Origin of the sequence: Novosphingobium sp. HR1a, from assembly GCF_015594425.1 — a bacterium.
Lineage (GTDB): Bacteria > Pseudomonadota > Alphaproteobacteria > Sphingomonadales > Sphingomonadaceae > Novosphingobium > Novosphingobium resinovorum_A.
In genome coordinates, this window is sequence record NZ_JABXWS010000091.1 from 97,793 (window position 1) to 115,342 (window position 17,550).

13 protein-coding genes are annotated in these 17,550 nt (G+C 66.5%); 8 read left to right on the forward strand and 5 right to left on the reverse strand.

Going from position 1 to position 17,550, the window contains the following annotated elements; all coding sequences use genetic code 11:
- Positions 1-120 precede the first annotated feature (120 nt).
- A complete protein-coding gene (locus HWN72_RS24320) occupies positions 121-990 on the reverse strand; it encodes a LysR family transcriptional regulator (RefSeq protein ID WP_036525011.1) in 870 nt (289 codons plus the stop codon).
- Between the two features lie 112 nt (positions 991-1,102).
- Between HWN72_RS24320 and HWN72_RS24325 the strand changes: the two genes are divergently transcribed.
- The 7 genes from HWN72_RS24325 (at position 1,103) to HWN72_RS24355 (ending at position 11,527) form a co-directional block, all read left to right on the forward strand.
- Entirely contained in the window at positions 1,103-2,617 is a 1,515-nt protein-coding gene (locus HWN72_RS24325) for an acetyl-CoA hydrolase/transferase family protein (protein ID WP_008832404.1), read from the forward strand.
- A 283-nt stretch (positions 2,618-2,900) separates the two neighbouring features.
- The gene (locus HWN72_RS24330) at positions 2,901-3,524 is read left to right on the forward strand and encodes a TetR/AcrR family transcriptional regulator (RefSeq protein WP_036525008.1); all 624 of its coding nucleotides are present in this window, start codon (positions 2,901-2,903) and stop codon (positions 3,522-3,524) included.
- 536 nt (positions 3,525-4,060) lie between these two features.
- Positions 4,061-4,453 (forward strand): hypothetical protein, encoded by a 393-nt coding sequence (locus HWN72_RS24335; protein WP_008832406.1) that lies wholly within the window; start codon positions 4,061-4,063, stop codon positions 4,451-4,453.
- Complete coding sequence (locus tag HWN72_RS24340) at positions 4,450-5,718, forward strand: efflux RND transporter periplasmic adaptor subunit (protein WP_008832407.1); 1,269 nt, start codon at positions 4,450-4,452, stop codon at positions 5,716-5,718. Before HWN72_RS24335 ends, HWN72_RS24340 begins: the two co-directional genes overlap by 4 nt.
- Before the next feature lie 258 nt (positions 5,719-5,976).
- Positions 5,977-9,159 (forward strand): efflux RND transporter permease subunit, encoded by a 3,183-nt coding sequence (locus HWN72_RS24345; RefSeq protein ID WP_008832408.1) that lies wholly within the window; start codon positions 5,977-5,979, stop codon positions 9,157-9,159.
- 165 nt (positions 9,160-9,324) lie between these two features.
- Positions 9,325-10,722, forward strand: a complete 1,398-nt coding sequence (locus tag HWN72_RS24350) for an efflux transporter outer membrane subunit (RefSeq protein ID WP_211151597.1) — start codon at positions 9,325-9,327, stop codon at positions 10,720-10,722.
- A gap of 163 nt (positions 10,723-10,885) precedes the next feature.
- Complete coding sequence (locus tag HWN72_RS24355) at positions 10,886-11,527, forward strand: GntR family transcriptional regulator (protein WP_008832410.1); 642 nt, start codon at positions 10,886-10,888, stop codon at positions 11,525-11,527.
- 136 nt (positions 11,528-11,663) lie between these two features.
- Here HWN72_RS24355 and HWN72_RS24360 read toward each other — a convergent pair whose 3' ends face one another.
- The 3 genes from HWN72_RS24360 to HWN72_RS24370 are packed head-to-tail and all read right to left on the reverse strand — an operon-like array spanning position 11,664 to position 14,430.
- On the reverse strand, positions 11,664-12,875 hold the full coding sequence (locus tag HWN72_RS24360; RefSeq protein WP_008832411.1) for a CaiB/BaiF CoA-transferase family protein: 1,212 nt from the start codon (positions 12,873-12,875) through the stop codon (positions 11,664-11,666).
- A 5-nt stretch (positions 12,876-12,880) separates the two neighbouring features.
- On the reverse strand, positions 12,881-13,792 hold the full coding sequence (locus HWN72_RS24365) for a hydroxymethylglutaryl-CoA lyase (RefSeq protein WP_008832412.1): 912 nt from the start codon (positions 13,790-13,792) through the stop codon (positions 12,881-12,883).
- Complete coding sequence (locus HWN72_RS24370) at positions 13,789-14,430, reverse strand: isochorismatase family protein (protein WP_008832413.1); 642 nt, start codon at positions 14,428-14,430, stop codon at positions 13,789-13,791. The genes HWN72_RS24365 and HWN72_RS24370 overlap by 4 nt, the downstream gene beginning before the upstream one ends.
- Before the next feature lie 244 nt (positions 14,431-14,674).
- Between HWN72_RS24370 and HWN72_RS24375 the strand changes: the two genes are divergently transcribed.
- Entirely contained in the window at positions 14,675-15,763 is a 1,089-nt protein-coding gene (locus HWN72_RS24375; RefSeq protein ID WP_008832414.1) for a TauD/TfdA family dioxygenase, read from the forward strand.
- Positions 15,764-15,832: 69 nt separating this feature from the next.
- On the opposite strand, the gene HWN72_RS24380 is transcribed toward HWN72_RS24375, so the two are convergent.
- On the reverse strand, positions 15,833-17,392 hold the full coding sequence (locus tag HWN72_RS24380) for a sulfotransferase (protein ID WP_036525003.1): 1,560 nt from the start codon (positions 17,390-17,392) through the stop codon (positions 15,833-15,835).
- Between the last annotated feature and the right edge of the window lie 158 nt (positions 17,393-17,550).

Sequence of the window (17,550 nt, forward strand, 5' to 3'; positions counted from 1 at the left end):
GTCCGGCTTGAGGGTCGGCTGATGACCAGCCTCCGATCAGTCATTCGTTATTTTACATAAGATACATTATCAACTTAAAGCGCATTGAAGGACCAGAATGCTTTCTTCTTGAGGCATGCGTCAGATTGGAAAATCCGTCTCAAGGAAGTCCATCACTACACGCGCACGCATCGGCATGCGCATGCCGCGAAAGCCGTTGGCGAGCATCACCGGGATGGACGGAATATCCGCATCAGGCATGATCTGCTTCAGGAGGCCACGCTCGATGTCTTCCTGGACCTGGATGCGCGGCAACAGCCCGATGCCAAGTCCCCCTCGCGTCGCGCGCAGTACTGCCTCGCTGGAATTGGCGCGCAGAAAACCCGACACCTCGAGTTCGCGGCCGTCGATCGACCATGGCGCCGGCCGCGCCGCGTAGCCATATGTCAGGCACTGATGCTGCTTCAGTTCACCGGCCGTCACAGGCACACCATGACGCTTGACATAGTCCGGCGCGGCGACCAGCACGCGCGGAAGCTGCCCTAGCAGCGTGCTTCCGGCGGCGTTTCTCCCGTCTCCTACCCAAAGCCACAGGTCCAGACCACCGTGGTCTGCCGCATCGCGCCAGTCGGCGACGAGCAGTTCGATCATCAAATCGGGATGCTGCGCCGCGATGCTTCCGAGCCGCTGCGCGTAATGGAAGCCGAGCGCCGTCGTTACGCCCACGCGCACCAGTCCGCGCGCCGCCACCGCTCCCACGAGGTCCGCTTCGGCCAGCCCTACCTGATCGAGAATCGCCACCGCGTGCTCCAGCAGTCGCTCCCCATCCGCCGTCAGCGCCTGGCTGCGCGTGGTGCGCTGAAACAGGCGCACGCCGAAATGTTGTTCCAGATCACTGATCGCCCGCGCAATCGTGGTATGGCTGAGGTTCTGGCGGCGGCCCAGCGCCGAGAAACTGCCCTCTTCGTTCAGGCGCACGAATAGCCGCAAGGATCGGATCAGGTCACTCATCTGAACGTATATAGCACAAGTGGTGTGCATATTTGATATATTGTCTTCACACACGCACGGATCGAATGGGAGCGGCGGCCCCCAGAAGGTCACCGAGATTGAGAGGCATCCCATGACAGATCGTATCGCCCGCGCCGACCTGCGTTCCAAGGTCATGTCCGCAGCCGACGCCGCCGCGCTTATCCATCACGGCCAGACCGTGGGCATGAGCGGCTTCACCGGCTCCGGCTATCCCAAGGCGGTGCCGATGGCGCTGGCCGCGCGGATCGAGGACGAGCACGCCGCCGGTCGCCCGATGCGGGTGAAGGTCTGGACCGGCGCCTCGACCGGCCCGGAACTCGACGGCGCGCTGGCCAAGGCCGATGGCATCGAACTGCGCCTGCCCTACAACTCCGACCCGATCGCGCGCGAACGGATCAACAAGGGCGAGATGGACTACCTCGACATGCATCTGTCGCAAGTGGCGCCGATGGCGTGGCAGGGGTTCCTTGGCCCCCTCGACGTCGCGGTGGTGGAAGTGACCGCGATCCGGCCGGACGGCTCGTTGGTTCCCTCGTCCTCGGTGGGGAACAACAAGACCTGGCTCGACCGTGCCGACAAGGTGATCCTCGAGGTCAACGCGTGGCAGAACCCGGCGCTGGAGGGGATGCACGACATCTATTACGGCACCGCGCTGCCCCCTGCCCGCGTGCCGATCCCGCTGGTCCGCCCCGACGACCGGATCGGCCAGGCCACGCTGCAGTGCGATCCCGCCAAGATCGTCGCCATCGTCGAGACCGACGCGCCCGACCGCAACCTGCCGTTCACCGCGCCCGATGCCAGCGCCCTGAAGATCGCCGACCACATCATCGAGTTCCTCAGCCATGAGGTGGCGAAGGGCCGCCTGCCCGCATCGCTGCTACCGCTGCAGTCGGGTGTCGGCAACATCGCCAACGCCGTGCTGACCGGCCTCGTCAATGGCCCGTTCGACGATCTGACGGCCTACACCGAGGTGATCCAGGACGGCATGCTGGACCTCATCGACGCGGGCAAACTACGTGTGGCCTCCGCCACGGCGTTCTCGCTCAGCCCCGAGGCGGCCGAGCGGATCAATGCCGAGATGGCGCGCTATGCCAGCCGGATGATCCTGCGCCCGCAAGAAATCTCCAACCACCCCGAACTGATCCGGCGCCTCGGCTGCATCGCAATGAACGGGCTGATCGAGGCGGACATCTACGGCAACGTCAATTCGACGTGCGTGATGGGCAGCCGTATCCAGAACGGCATCGGCGGCTCGGGCGACTTCGCGCGCAATGCCTATGTCTCGATCTTCATGACGCCCTCCACGGCGAAGGGCGGCGCGATTTCCGCGATCGTGCCGCAGGCGGCGCATGTCGATCACATCATGCAGGACGTGGCGGTGCTGGTCACCGAGCAGGGCCTTGCCGACATGCGCGGCCTGACCCCGCGCAAGCGCGCCGCGCTGGTGATCGAGAACTGCGCGCACCCGATGTACCGCGACGCGCTGCGCGACTATTACGACCGCGCCTACCACGGCAGCTATGGCCGACACGCGCCGTCGCTGCCGAGCGAGGCGCTGTCGTGGCACCAGCGGTTCATCGATACGGGCACAATGCTTCCGGGGTGAGTGGAACGTATTGAAGCCAAACCATTTCAGTCATCCCCGCGAAGGCGGGGACCCAACTGATGACGGTGCGACATGAAGCGTCAGGAGATGAGTTCCCGCCTTCGCGGGAATGACTGAGGTTATGCAGCACACGAACTTGCCCCGGCATCCCGGCGCATGGAATTCAGGGTGACGACAGCTTTTATCGGTTACCGCGCCTTCAACCATGACCTTGAAGGCTACCCAAAATGACAGTCCCGTCACACTGGACTCTGCCCGACCCCCAACCTATATACCGCCCGGTATGAAATGCTCAGCACCAACTGCGGTGCCCCCAGCCGCCCGGGGCCGTCCCCGCGAATTCGACCCCGACGAGGCTCTTGCAGCCGCGCTTCGGGTGTTCTGGACGCGCGGCTACGAAGGCGCCTCGATGGCGGAGCTGACCGAGGCCATGGGCATCACCAAGCCCAGCCTCTATGCCTGCTTCGGCAACAAGGAAGCGCTCTTCAAGAAGACGCTCGACCTCTACGAGCGCGACAAGCTGGCCTACATGGGGAAGGCGCTCGAAGCGCCGACCGCGCGCGGCGTGGCCGAGCGGCTGCTGACCGGCGCACTGGCGACTCATTGCGGCGAGAAGGACCCTCACGGCTGCCTCGGCGTGATCAGCACCGTGGCCTGCACGCCTGAGGCGGACTCGATCCGCGCCGACGTGATCAAGCGCCGCGCCTCTTCGGAAGCCGCCGTCATCAAGCGCTTCGAACAGGCTCGCGATGAGGGCGACCTGCCCGACAGCGTCTGCCCCGCCAAGCTCGCGGGCTGCCTAACCACGGTGCTGCAGGGCCTTTCGGTCAAGGCACAGGGCGGCGCCGGGCCGGAAGAGCTGCAGGGTACTGCGGATACGTTCCTGGCGATGTGGCCGGGGCGCTGAACCAACCCAACCCCTCCCGCAAGCGGGAGGGGAGAAGTATAGCGCACCATTTCACCCTCCCGCATGCGGGAGGGTCGCGAGACTTGGCCCGCAGGGCGTAGTCGCAGCGCGGTGGGCCTTCGCACTTGCGGAAAAAATTCGTTCAACGGGCGTTCAGCCTCTTGAAACCCTCTTCAGAGTCCTAATTTACCGGTCGGTACAGAAACCTGCTTGACGTGACCCGGACCTGAATATATACCGCTTGGTATAGAAACGAACCGCCCGAATCGCCTCCCCCCGGCCTCGGGTATTCCCATCACCGACCGGTCCCGACCGGCCGCCTGACAGCTGCACTCCCTCCCGGGAAGCGGCTCGATGACACACATCCGGCTCGTGCCGACGACTGGACATTCGCGTGTCCGGCGACGGGAGAGCCTTACCCGCACCCTTCCGGCTGCCCCAAGCCGGAAGCCGCTCCGGCGCGCACCCTTCCCCCCTGTCCCGGGGTGCGTGCCGGGGCACACCTGAACTCGCCCTACTTACGCAGGAGCACGGATATGGCCTTCATCGACTTCTCCGATGCAGCGCTGCAGGCGCTGCCCATCTCGCTGGCCCCTTCGGCCAACACCGCCAGCGAGACGCTGACCCTTACCGAGCGGCGCATCCTCGCTCTTGCGCGGACCGACGGGATGCAGTCGCTGAAACCGGCGCGCAAGCGCGGCTGGTTCCTGCGCTTCGTCCTTGGCCCCACGCCGCCTTCGCCCACGCTGGCGAACGAACGCCTCGAAGCGCTGCGCCGTCTGGCCGTGCGCGCCTGGCACCATGGTTACACCCTGCCGGTCTCGGCGCTGAAGGAAGCCCGCGCAGCAGGCTGGTCCGAGGCCAAGATCGGCGCCGTCATCGACACCATCGGGCGCACCCGCGCCCCCTTCCGGAGCATCGCCGCGTGACAGTCGCGACCAAACTCGAAATCCCCTCCGAATACGCTTCCGGCGAACAGACCACCGAGCAGCGCACCGGATCACGACGTGCCCAGATCGCCATCGGCGCGCTGGCGCTCGTCGCGGTCGCCGGGCTTGGCTGGAAGTTCATCGGCGGCACCGAACCCGCCGCTGCCCTACCCCCGCCCGCACTGGTGCAGGTGGCCCATCCGCTGGTGAAGGACGTCACCGAGTGGGACGACTATGTCGGCCGCTTCGCCCCCAGCAAGACGGTCGAAGTGCGTCCGCGCGTCTCGGGCGCCATTACCCAGGTGCTGTTCAGGGACGGTGACTACGTGCAGGCCGGACAGGCGCTGTTCGTGGTCGATCCGCGCCCTTACGCCGCCTCGCTCGCCGAAGCGCGGGCGGATGCGGCTTCGGCCAGCGCCACCCTCGCGCTCGCCCGTTCGGACTATGCCCGCGTCGCCGGTCTGACCGGGGACGAGGCGATGGCCGCCAGCGAAGTCGACAACCTGCGCTCGCGCGTCCGTGCCGCCGAGGCTGCTCTTGCGGCGGCTCAGGCGCGGGTGCGTTCGCGCAGCCTCGATGTGGAATTCGCCACCGTGCGCGCGCCGATCTCGGGCCGCGTGTCGGATCGCCGGGTGGACGCGGGCAACCTCGTCTCGGGCGATGCCGGGGCGAACGCCACGCTGCTGACCACGATCAACGCCGTCAGCCCGATCTACTTCACCTTCGACGCCTCTGAATCGCTGTTCCTCAAGGCGCAGCGCGACAAGGCCAAGGGCGCCACTTCCGACGTGGAGGTGCGTCTTCAGGACGAAGCCGCCTATCGCTGGAAGGGCAAGCTGGACTTCACCGACAACGGGTTGAACCCCAGCTCCGGCACCATCCGCATCCGCGCCAGCCTCGACAACAAGGACGGCTTCCTGACGCCGGGCATGTTCGGCAACATGCGCCTCGCCAATGGCGGAACCGTCAAGGCGACGCTGGTTCCCGACGCCGCCGTGCGTTCGGACCAGACCCGCAAGGTGGTGATGGTCGTTGGCAAGGACGGCACCGTCGCCGCCAAGCCGGTCGAGGTCGGGCCGCTGGTGGACGACCTGCGCGTGATCCGCTCCGGGCTGGATGCGGGCGATTCGGTGATCGTTTCCAACTACCAGGCGGCGATCCCGGGCACCAAGGTGACTACCAAGGTGGGCCGGATCGAGCGCGGCAAGGTCGAAAGCGCTCCGGCGCCGGCCGAGCCGGCGGCGGCGCAGGCGACGTTCAACTGATGACTGCACAGTAACAGACCCGTCATTCCCGCGAAGGCGGGAACCCATCTCCTGCCGGTGCCTGTCGAACGGGCATCAGATGGGTCCCCGCCTTCGCGGGGATGACGGGAGTTTTTGCGCGGAACCCATGCGTCCCCAGCAAAGGGCGCCGGGGCTCCGCTTACCCGACTTTCGCGCCAACCGGCGCGCCCGGCTTCCCAAGTTGCAGGCACACCGCCCGCAGCCCGGACTGACGCGCGCCCATCAGGGGCACTCCCAATGCGACTTTCCCGCTTCTTCATCGACCGTCCGATCTTCGCGGGCGTCGTCGCGGTGATCATCACCATCGTCGGCGCCATCGCGTTCATCGGCCTGCCGGTGAGCCAGTACCCGGACATCGTCCCCCCCACCGTCACGGTCAACGCGCAGTATCCCGGCGCGTCGGCCGAGACCGTCGCCGACACCGTCGCCGCTCCGATCGAGCAGGAGATCAACGGCGTCGACAACATGCTCTACATGGACTCGCAGTCGACCGGCGACGGCAAGGTGACGATCACCGTCACCTTCAAGATCGGCACCGACCTCGACGCCGCGCAGGTGCTGGTGCAGAACCGCGTCGCCATCGCCGAGCCGCGTCTTCCCGACGCGGTGCGCTCGATGGGCGTGGTCACCAAGAAGGCCAGCCCGGACTTCCTGATGGTGGTCAACCTGCAGTCGCCCGACGGCACGTACGACCGCGACTACATCTCCAATTATGCGCTGACGCAAGTGAAGGACCGCCTCGCCCGTCTCGACGGCGTGGGCGACGTCCAGACTTTCGGCGCTCGCGATTACGGCATGCGCATCTGGATCGATCCGGGCCGCGCCGCGCAGCTCAACCTGACGGCAGGCGAGATCGTCGCCGCCCTGCGCGCGCAGAACGTGCAGATTTCGGCGGGTGCCATCGGTGCGCCCCCGTTCGACAAGGGCAACGCCTACCAGATCGGCGTCGAGGCACAGGGCCGCCTGACCGAGCCGCAGCAGTTCGCCGACATCATTGTGCGCACCGATGCGGACGGCCATCAGGTCCGCGTGCGCGACGTCGCCCGCGTGGAACTGGGCGCGCAGGACTACACCACCAACACATACCTTTCGGGCAACCCTACCGTCGTCATGGCGGTGATGCAGCGCCCCGGCTCCAACGCGCTCGAAACCGCCAAGCTGGTGCGTTCCGAGATGGACGCCATGCAGGCCAAGTTCCCCAAGGGGCTTGAATACTCGGTGATCTACAACCCCACCGAGTTCATCGGCCAGTCGATCGACGCGGTGTACCACACGCTGTTCGAGGCGGTGATCCTCGTCGTCCTCGTCATCCTCGTGTTCCTGCAGAACTGGCGCGCGGCGATCATTCCGATCCTCGCGATCCCGGTCTCGCTGGTCGGCACCGCGATCATGCTGATGGCGGTGGGCTATTCGCTCAACAACCTCTCGCTGTTCGGCCTCGTGCTCGCCATCGGCATCGTCGTCGACGACGCGATCGTCGTGGTCGAGAACGTGGAGCGCTACATCGAGGAGGGGCTGACCCCGCTCGAAGCCGCCCGCCGCTCGATGGACGAAGTGTCCGGCGCGCTGGTCGCGATCGTACTGGTGCTCTGCGCGGTGTTCGTGCCGACGCTGTTCATCACCGGCATCTCGGGCCAGTTCTACAAGCAGTTCGCAGTGACGATCTCGACCGCCACGGTCATCTCGCTGGTGCTCTCGCTGACGCTCTCGCCCGCGATGGCCGCGCTGCTGCTCAAGCACAAGGAGCGGGTCGGACCCGCAGCCCCGCGCTGGCGCCGCGCGCTCCAGTCGGGTGCGGACAAGTTCAACCACGGCTTCGACCGCATGAGCGCCAGCTACGCGCGCCTCACCCTGCGTCTGGTCAAGGCCCCCACGCGCATGATGGCGACCTATGCCGCCCTCATCGCCGGAACCGTGGGCCTGTTCTGGGCGACGCCGACCGGCTTCATCCCGCAGCAGGACCAGGGCTACTTCCTTGCCGCCGCGTTCCTGCCCTCGGGCTCCTCGCTGGAGCGGACGGATGAAGTGACCAAGGACATCGCCAAGCGTCTCCTGCCGATCAAGGGCATTCGCGGCGCGGTGATGTTCGCCGGCTTCCACGGCCCCTCGCGCACCGCATCGCCGGATTCGGCCGCGATCTACTTCCCGTTCAAGAGCTTCGAGGAGCGCAAGGAACTAGGCGTGACCGGCGCGGAAATCATGGCGCAGGCGCAGGAAGCGCTCAAGGGCTACGACAAGGCCATGGTCCTCGTCATTCCGCCGCCGACCATCAACGGCATCGTCCCCCCGGGCGGCTACCGCATGATCGTGGAGGACAACGAAGGTCGCGGCTACACCGAACTCGCCAAGGCGGCGGGCGGCGTGATCGGCAAGGCCAACCAGCAGAAGGACTTGAGCCAGGTCTACACCCTGTTCAACCAGGACACCCCGCGCGTCTTCACCGACATCGACCGCCGCAAGGCCGACATGCTCGGCATCCCGCCCGAGCGCGTGTTCGAGACGCTGCAGGTCTACCTCGGCTCGGCTTACGTGAACGACTTCAACCTGCTCGGCCGCACCTTCCGCGTCACCGCGCAGGCGGATCAGGGCAGCCGCGGCTCGATCGCCGACCTTGCCAACCTGAAGACCCGCTCGAACTCCGGCGCGATGGTGCCGATCGGTTCGGTCGCCACCTTCCAGGACAAGACCGGCCCCTACCGCGTGGTGCGCTACAACCTGCACCCCGCCGTGGAAGTCGACGGCAGCGTGGCGCCGGGCTTCTCGACCGGACAAGCCCTCTCCACCATGGAGAAGGTCGCGAACGAGACGCTCCCTTCGGGCTACAGCTTCGAGTGGACCGGCATCGCCTACCAGCAGGTGACGGCGGGCAACACGGCGGCGATCGTCTTCGGCATGGCCGTGGTCTTCGTCTTCCTCGTGCTGGCCGCGCAGTATGAAAGCCTGACTCTGCCGCTGGCGATCGTGCTGATCGTACCGATGTGCCTCTTCGCGGCCATGGCGGGCGTGAACCTGCGGGGCATGGACAACAACATCCTCACCCAGATCGGCCTCGTCGTGCTGATCGCGCTGGCGGCCAAGAACGCGATCCTCGTGGTCGAATTCGCCAAGCAGGCCGAAGAGGAACAGGGCATGGGCATCGTCGAGGCGGCCGTCTACGCCGCGCAGACCCGCCTGCGTCCGATCCTGATGACCAGCTTCGCGTTCATCCTGGGCGCAGTCCCGCTGGTGATCGCGCAGGGCGCCGGTGCCGAACTGCGGCAGGCGCTGGGCACGGCGGTGTTCTTCGGCATGACCGGCGTTACCGGCTTCGGCCTGCTATTCACGCCCACGTTCTACGTGGTGTGCCGGGGTCTGGCGGAAAAGTTGCGCCGCCGTCCCCGCCCGCACCATGCGGACCTCCACGCGGTTCCGGCTGAGTAACGCAAGGGCGGCGCTGAGGCCCTTCGACAAGCTCAGGGTGAGCGGGGTTGGGCTTATCCCAATCCCCTCGCCTAAGGCTTCGCGGAATCCCCCCAACCCGCTCAGGCTGAGCTTGTCGAAGCCCCGGCGCCCACCTCACGATTTCATCGACACAGGACATATCCGATGATGAAGCAGACTTTAGCGGCCCTCCTCGCCGCCACCGCCCTTTCCGCCTGCGCCGTCGGGCCGGACCATGTGGCCCCCACCCCGCCCGCTTCGGCCGAGGCCCCATTCGTCGGCGTGCAGAGCGCGGACGTCACCACTGCCGCGCCCGACGACACCTGGTGGAAGCTCTACAACGACCCGGCGCTCAATGCCCTCGTCACCGACGCGCTCGCCGCCAACACCGACATCCGCGTCGCCGTCGCCCGCATCGAGAAGGCCCGCGCCACCTTGCGCGGATCGCGCGCCGACCGCCTGCCCTCCACCGACCTCAGCGCCACCGGCACGTACGGCCGCGTGTCGGAAAGCCAGGTGCTCCCCGGCTACGACCGCGAAGGCCGCCGCGTCGATGGCGGGCTCTCGGTGAACTACGAGGTGGACTTGTTCGGCCGCGTCAAGCGCGGTATCGAAGCCTCGCGCGCGGACCTCGCCGCCGCGCAGGAGGACGCCGACGCGGTGCGCGTCACCGTGGTCGCCGATACCGTGCGCGCCTATGTCGATGCCACCAGCGCCAACGAACAGATCGACGTCGCCCAGCGCACCGTGGACCTGCTCGCCCGCTCGGAACGCATCACCAACGCCCGCTTCGAACGCGGCCTCAACCAGAAGCTCGACGTCATCCGCGTCACCCAACTGCGCGAGGCACAGGCGGCCGCCATCCCGACCTTGCAGGCCCGCCGCGACGCCGCCCTGTTCCGCATCGCCGTGCTGACCGGCCGCACCCCGCAGGACCTGCCCGACAGCGTCATCGCCCGCGACACCACCCCCAATGTCGCCACCCCCATCCCGGTCGGTGACGGCGCCACGCTCCTCGCCCGCCGCCCCGACGTGAAGGCCGCCGAGCGCCGCCTTGCCGCCGACACCGCGCGCATCGGCGTGGCGACGGCGGACCTCTACCCGCGCATCACGCTGGGCGGCTCGATCGGCACCACGACGGTCGGCGCGACCGACGTGTTCGGCGGCGGCCCGCTGCGCTGGCTGCTGGGCCCACTGATTTCGTGGGCCTTCCCCAACCAGGAAGCGATCCGCGCCCGCATCAACGAAAGCAAGGCCGACGCCAAGGCCGATCTCGCCACCTTCGACGGCACCGTGCTGACGGCGCTGGGCGAAACGGAAACCGCATTGTCCGCCTACCGCAACGCCCTGCTCCGGCAGCAACGCCTCGCCGCCTCGCGCGATGCGGCGAACCGCGCAGCCAACGTCAGCCTCGCCCGCCAGAGCCGGGGTCAGATCGATGCCCTCAATGTCCTCGACGCCCAGCGCACCCTTGCCAGCGCCGAAGCGGATTCCGCAGCCGCAAAACGCGAGGTGGCCTTCGCGCAAGTCGATCTGTTCCGCGCGCTGGGAGGGCGCTGGTAGTTTAGTATACAAAGAGCTTTCACGCACGGCCCGGCTGGCGTATCATTGCAAGGGGGGCATGGCGCTTTGAAGCGGTCCTTTCCGGACTGCCCGGTTGCGCCATGCCCCCCTTTGGGTGCCGTTAGCCCCCCTCTGGGTGCCGCCGAATGCAGGAAGGTTCGAGGTGTCGAAAGCCAGCGATCAGGCTTATGAAGAGTTGCGCAGCCGCATTCTCTCGGGCGAACTCCCCCCCGGCACGCAGCTCAAGGAAGAGGAGCTGGCGGCGCTCTGCGGCGTCTCGCGCACCCCCGTCCGCGCCGCGATCCGACAACTTGAGGCCGAGCTTTTCGTGCGCCGCACCGACAGCCAGCGCTCCTTCGTGGCCGAATGGAACAACGACGATCTCGAGGAGGTCTTCGTCCTTCGCGGCATGCTTGAAGCCTACGCCGTCCGCCGTGCCGCCAGCCGGGCAAACACAAGCGTCATCGCTGGTCTGAACGCCGCGAACGAGGCCATGCGTACGGTGATCGAGGCGCTCGATTTCGACCTGCCTGCCTACCTTGCCGCCAATGCCCGCTTTCACGCGCTGATCCTGGAGACGGCGGCCTCCGACCGCCTCGCCGCGCTGCTCGGCAAGCTGGTGCTGCAGCCGGTCGTCCAGCAGACGGTGCGTGCCTACAGCCGCGAGCAACTCCTGCGCAGCTACCGCGAGCACGTCGAGATCACCACCGCACTCGGCCAGCGCGATCCCGATTGGGCCGAAGCGCTGATGACGGCGCATATCCGCCGCGCGCTTCACGCCAGGCTGGAGCCTGCGGAGGGGTGATTGCCCCCTTATCCTCCCTGTCGCGCAGCGATGGGGAGGTGGCAGCCTGCAGGGCTGCCGGAGGGGTTATCCCCCTCCACCACCCGCTGCGCGGGCGGTCTCCCTCCCCATTCCTGCGGAACGGGGAGGATAGTGATCAGATCGCCGCGCCGGCCTTCAGCGCCGCGATTTCGTCCTCGCTCATGCCCAGCAGGTCGCCGTAGATTTCGGCATTGTCCTGCCCGATTTCCAGCGGAGCGCGGCGGCGCACGGAAGACGGCGTCGCCGACAGCTTGGGGAAGGCGTTCTGCATCTTGAACGAACCCCACTGCGGATGCTCGACGTCGATCAGCGCCTCGCGCGCGGCGAAGTGCGGGTCGGATAGCATCTCCGGCGCCCGGTAGATCTTGCCGGCGGGGATCGAGAATTCGATCATCTTCTCCTCCAGTTCGTCCACCGTCAGCGTGCGCGTCCACTCGGCGATGAGATCGTCCAGCTCGGTCTGGCGCTCGCCGCGTGCCACGTGGGTCGCATAGCGCTCATCGGTGCCGATTTCGGGGCGGCCCATGGCCTGGCAGAGCCGCTTGAAGATCGCGTCCTGATTGGCGCCGATCAGGTACTCGCCGTCGCTGGTGGGATAGACGTTCGACGGCGCGATACCTTCAAGGATCGAGCCGGTACGCTTGCGGACATGGTCGGAAACCATGTACTCGGGCACCAGGCTTTCCATGACCTGCAGCACCGCCTCGTAGAGTGCGCTGTCCACCACCTGGCCCTTGCCGGTGCGCTCGCGGGCGTGGAGCGCGGCCAGCGCGCCCATGCAGCCGTAAGTCGCGGCAAGGCTGTCACCGATGGAGACGCCCATGCGGCTCGGCGCGCGGTCGGGATCGCCGACGATGTAGCGCCATCCGCCCATGGCCTCGCCGATGCCGCCGAAGCCCGCGCGCGAGGAATAAGGCCCGGTCTGGCCGTAGCCCGAAACGCGCACGATGATCAGGCGCGGGTTGATCTCATGCAGCACGTCCGGGCCGAGGCCCCACTTTTCCATGGTGCCGGGCTTGAAGTTCTCGATCAGGATGTCGGCATGGGCGACGAGCTTGCGCACGATCTCCTGACCTTGGGGCACGCGCAAGTTGGCGCTGACCGACTTCTTGTTGCGCGCGACCACTTCCCACCACAGCTTGGCGTCGCCGTGGCCCCAGTTGCGCATGGGGTCGCCGCCGCCTTTCCCGTCGATCTGCGGCGGTTCGACCTTGATGACTTCGGCGCCCATGTCGCCCAGCAACTGGCCGCAGAACGGCCCGGCGATGAGCTGGCCGAGTTCGACCACGCGGATGTCGGTCAAGGCGCCGGTGTTAGGGGTGTCCATGGCGGTCAGGCTTTCTGTTCGATGGTCTGCGGGAACGAGCCGGCACGGCTCACCATTGCGGGAAGGGGCTTGTTCATGACAGTTTCCAGCCACTTGGCGTGGCCGATCGCGGCGGCAAGGTCGTAGCCGGTCGCCACGTCCGAGCGATCCAGCATGTAGAGCAGGTCCTCGGTGGCGATGTTGCCGGTGGCGTTCGGCGCGAAGGGGCAGCCGCCGATCCCGCCGAGCGCGGCGTCGAGCGTGGTCGCCCCCGCCTCGATCGCGGCCCAGGCATTGGCGATGCCGGTGTTGCGCGTGTTGTGGAGGTGGACGCGGACGGGAATGCCGCCGATCGCCTCGCGCACCTGGGTTACAAGGCGCGATACCTGGGCGGGCACGGCGACGCCGATGGTGTCGGCCAGCGCAATCTCGCGCGGGGCCACTTCGGCGAGCTTGCGGGCCATGGCGACGACGCGTTCGGCGGGCACTTCGCCTTCGAAGGGGCAGCCGAACGCGGCGCCGATGGTCACCTGACCGCTCTTGCCCGCTGCCTTGGCGGCGAGCACGATTTCGGACGCGACACCGATGGATTCGTCGCTGGTCTGGCCCTGGTTGCGCATCGCGAAACCGTCGGTCGAGACGCAGACCGCGCCCGCTTCGTCGATACCGGCGGCGAGACCGCGCTCCAGCCCGCGCATGTTCATGACGAGGCCCACGTACGTCAGGTCGCCCCGGCGCGGCAGCATGGCGAGGAGTTCGTCAGTGCCCGCCATCTGCGGCACCTTCTTGGGGTTCACGAAGCTGCCGACCTCGATCCGGCGGGCGCCGCAGTCGATCAGGCGGCGGATCAGTTCGGCCTTGTCTTCCAGCGAGACGAGGACTTTCTCGTTCTGCAAGCCGTCGCGCGGGGCAACTTCGACGATCTCGATCGCGGTCATCGAATGGTCTCCAGTTCGGACAGATAGGTGATGATCGCCTCTTCCGAGACGACGTCTGCATATTTCGCGTTCATGTCGAAGAGGTTGGCCTTGTGCGGCTCGGGATGGCGATCGCCGCAGGCGTCGGCGACGACAGCGGTGCGGAAGCCGTGCGACATGGCATCCACGCAAGTCGCGCGCACGCAGCCGCTGGTGGACAGGCCGCCGAGGATCACCTGGTCGATGCCCCGCGCGGTCAGCGTCGCGGCAAGCGAAGTTCCGAAGAAGGCGCTGGGGTACTGCTTGGTCAGCACGATCTCGTCCGCTTGCGGTTCCAGCCCCTTGGGCCATGCGCCCATCGGGTTGCCGGCGATGAAAGCCTCGAGCGCCGGGACCTTCTCGAAGAAGCGGCCACCGTCGATACCGCCGGGGTGGTACGTCACGTTGGTCAGGATCACAGGCACGCCCGCTGCCCGCGCGGCTTCACGCACGCGCAGCGCCGATGTCAATGCGTCCTCGACTCCAGCGTAAAGCGGACTGTCTGGCGCGAAGTAGGCTTCGACGAAATCGATCAGAACCAGCGCCGGGAAGCGCCCGAAGCCGGCCTTTCCGCCAAACGCCACGGCGTAATTGTCTTCCAGCGCAGCATTCGCCGCCATTGCGCAAGCTCCCGATGAACCGTCGAATCGACACAGTTACGACAGTATTTTAGTATACAAAAAATCATGCGGTCAACGTAAAACCGCCACATGTGCGGCTTTTCAAGCCAAGTCAGTGCACAGAAATCAATTCCAGCGGCTATGCATGGTGAACTTTCGTGCACGTTCGCGTGCGTCCAGCATCAAGACAATGCGATGTCAGCATGCCTAGAGTGCCGCCACGCGCCACAGGAGACATGCCGTTATGACCGTCGCCGAAATTCCATCCTCCGCCCTCGGCCCCGTCCTGACCGCCGCCGCATGGCGCGGGGATCGTCTGATGGAGGGCCAGGACTGGGTCTACGAACTCGACGCGGACCAGCTCGCCGAACTGGAAACGCTGGGAAACCGCTTCCTCGAGGACGACCCTGACCTGCGTTTCGTCCAGGCGGAAGACTATCCGCTGGTCGCTTGCGCCGATGCGGTGAAGGCGTGGCGAGAGGACGTCGATTTCGGGCGCGGCTTCGTGCTGGTGCGCGGGCTGCGTTCGGACCTCTATTCCGATGCGCTGTCGAGTGCGATCTACTACGTGCTAGGCCTGCACATGGGCGATCCGATCCGCCAGAACGAGATGGGCGACCTGCTCGACCACGTCTACGCCACCAGCGACAAGACGATGGACGATCCCACTGCGAAGTCCTCCAAGGTGCGCGACAAGCTGGTCTATCATTCCGACAGTTCCGACATCGTCGCGCTGATGTGTTTGCGCGGCGCGCGCGAAGGCGGGCTGTCGTGCCTGGTCTCAGGCGCGGAGATCTACAACGAGATCCTGCGCCGCCGACCGGACCTTGCTCACCTGCTGCTCGAGCCGTTCCACTGGGACTGGAGGCGCCAGGACGCGGAAGCGCCCGCCGATACCTACACCTCGCCGGTGGTGAGTGTGGAGGACGGGGTTTTCTCGATGTATGCCGGTTCGCTCTATATCGTGACGGCGCAGGAGTACCCCGGCGTGCCGAAGCTGACCGAGGATCAGTTGGAAGTCCTGCGCCTTTTCGACGAAATCACGTACGAGCCCGGCATGGCGATCGCGATGGATTTTCGTCCCGGCGACATCCAGTGGCTGTCGAACTATGCCGCGCTCCACTCGCGCACCGAGTTCTTCGACTGGCCCGAACCGCAGCGCAAGCGCCACCTTCTACGCCTCTGGCTGTCGAGCAAGACCGATCGGCCGGTGGTCCAGGGTTTCGGCAAGAACGGCGTCGTCCAGCACCGTGCCGCGCACCGCGACGGGGTGGAGCATCCCGACGCCCGCTTCTCCATCCGCACCATGTCGGTGCCGAGGTTGCTTTCCTGACCCCTATGCCGGCTGTCACTGCGACTGGCATGGCTTATCTCGCCGCGCTCGCGGTGAGGAGCGATGGGCTCAGGCGTCGATACCCTGCGTCTGCAGCCATGCCCGCGCTGGCGCGAGTGCCGCTTCATGCGCACGCCAGCGCTCGACGGCATCTGCGTTGATCGGCCGCCGAACCTGCGCCGCGCTCGGCGTGGCAACGGCGGCGCGGTTCTCGTGGAAGGCGAGGCAGGCCTCGTCCCACTCCAGTCCGCAATGAGCAAGCATTCGCCGCGTCTCGCCCTCCTGATCGGCGACGAGCGCCTCATAGGACAATTGCAACACGCGGTCCGGCCAGAGGCTTTGCCATAACTTCATCAACCGGTCGAAGCGCGCATAGTAGCGTGCGGTATCCATCAGATCGTAGGAATAGGCGTAGTAAGGCGACTGGCTTCCGAACAGATTTTTGTAATTGCTCCAGATCGTGTCCATCGGATTACGACGCAGACAGACGATCCGGGCATCGGGCAAGGCGCGCGCAATGTGCCCGATGTACAGGAAATTGGCAGGCAGTTTGTCGGTGAAGCGCGGCTTCTGCGCCGCCACGTGATGGGCCGCACGCTCAAGGTAGGCGGCGGCCAGTTCCCCAGCATCGACAGCGACGCTCGCCGCAACGGTTTCGCCGTCGATGACGCGGCGCGATGGAGTACCTGCCAGCAGCTTCACCGCCAGCGGCATCGCCTGCAATTCACCGGCCGCCTCGACGTCGCGATGAGAGGACAGGATGCGATCGACGAGCGTGGTTCCGGTGCGCGGCATGCCGACCACGAATATGGGAGCGGCGCCGCGCCGCCCTTCACTTCTTACCGGCGAGCCCTTTTCGAACACGGTTTCGATTGCGTCGAATATCTCGGCATCCTGCGCGAAATCGTAGCCGATGCTGCGCTTGTGCGCGTCGTTGGCGGCCGACAGGTGGCGGAACGCATCGGCGGAGTTACCGATATCTTCGTGCTCCTTGGCCAGCGCATAGCGAATGCGCAGCGCAGCGTCCGGCTCACGTACCGCCGCCAGCGCCGCGTTCAGCCGGGGGACGTGATTGGCCTGCGCGGTCTGCCGTGACAGGATGGCAAGGGCGTAATGCGCCCGCGCATTGACCGGGTCAGCGGCAAGGATCGTCTCGTAGTGAGCGCTTGCCTCATTGAGACGGCCGGTAAAGCCGCTGGCGGCCGCAAGGTTGTAGCGATATTCGAGGTCGTCCGGCTCGGCTGCCACTGCGGCAGCGAACGGCGCGAGCGAGGCTTCGTGATCGCCGAGGCGCGCCAGTACGCACCCGATGGTGTCGAAAGTGCGCGCATCCATCGGCGACAGCGCCATCGCCTCCCGCGCCGCGTCTGCCGCCTCCCCGTCGCGCCGCAGCAGGATGAGCAGCTTGGCCAGTTGGGCAAGATGCTCCGGCTCCGGCCCGCGCGCGACCGCCGCTTCGAGCAGGGGCACCGCACGCGCGATCTGCCCCGCTTCTGCCGCCGCCACGCCAAGCAGGAAAAAACCCGCCGGTTGGTCCGGCCTCGCCTGCGCCAGCGCACCCGCCGCCGACGCCGCGCCCTTCAGGTCCCCCTGTCGCAACGCTGCTCTCGCCTGTGCTTCAAGCGTCATGTGGAGCAACGGTCGGAACGATGGGCTTGGAAGGAAACAATCCGGCGCGACCTCTACTGCTGTTCGAGGCGACGAGCCTACCTGCCGGGTCGCGCCCTGACAATCGCCCCGATCACTTCCTCGCTGCTCTCGTCGTCGCAAGGCGGTTCACGGCCAGC

Bases quoted from the DNA above. Each gene is read 5' to 3' on its own strand.
- HWN72_RS24320 (WP_036525011.1), bottom strand. From the start codon at position 990: ATGAGTGACCTGATCCGATCCTTGCGGCTATTCGTGCGCCTGAACGAA.
- HWN72_RS24325 (WP_008832404.1), top strand. From the start codon at position 1,103: ATGACAGATCGTATCGCCCGCGCCGACCTGCGTTCCAAGGTCATGTCC.
- HWN72_RS24330 (WP_036525008.1), top strand. From the start codon at position 2,901: ATGAAATGCTCAGCACCAACTGCGGTGCCCCCAGCCGCCCGGGGCCGT.
- HWN72_RS24335 (WP_008832406.1), top strand. From the start codon at position 4,061: ATGGCCTTCATCGACTTCTCCGATGCAGCGCTGCAGGCGCTGCCCATC.
- HWN72_RS24345 (WP_008832408.1), top strand. From the start codon at position 5,977: ATGCGACTTTCCCGCTTCTTCATCGACCGTCCGATCTTCGCGGGCGTC.
- HWN72_RS24350 (WP_211151597.1), top strand. From the start codon at position 9,325: ATGATGAAGCAGACTTTAGCGGCCCTCCTCGCCGCCACCGCCCTTTCC.
- HWN72_RS24360 (WP_008832411.1), bottom strand. From the start codon at position 12,875: ATGGACACCCCTAACACCGGCGCCTTGACCGACATCCGCGTGGTCGAA.
- HWN72_RS24365 (WP_008832412.1), bottom strand. From the start codon at position 13,792: ATGACCGCGATCGAGATCGTCGAAGTTGCCCCGCGCGACGGCTTGCAG.
- HWN72_RS24370 (WP_008832413.1), bottom strand. From the start codon at position 14,430: ATGGCGGCGAATGCTGCGCTGGAAGACAATTACGCCGTGGCGTTTGGC.
- HWN72_RS24375 (WP_008832414.1), top strand. From the start codon at position 14,675: ATGACCGTCGCCGAAATTCCATCCTCCGCCCTCGGCCCCGTCCTGACC.
- HWN72_RS24380 (WP_036525003.1), bottom strand. From the start codon at position 17,392: ATGACGCTTGAAGCACAGGCGAGAGCAGCGTTGCGACAGGGGGACCTG.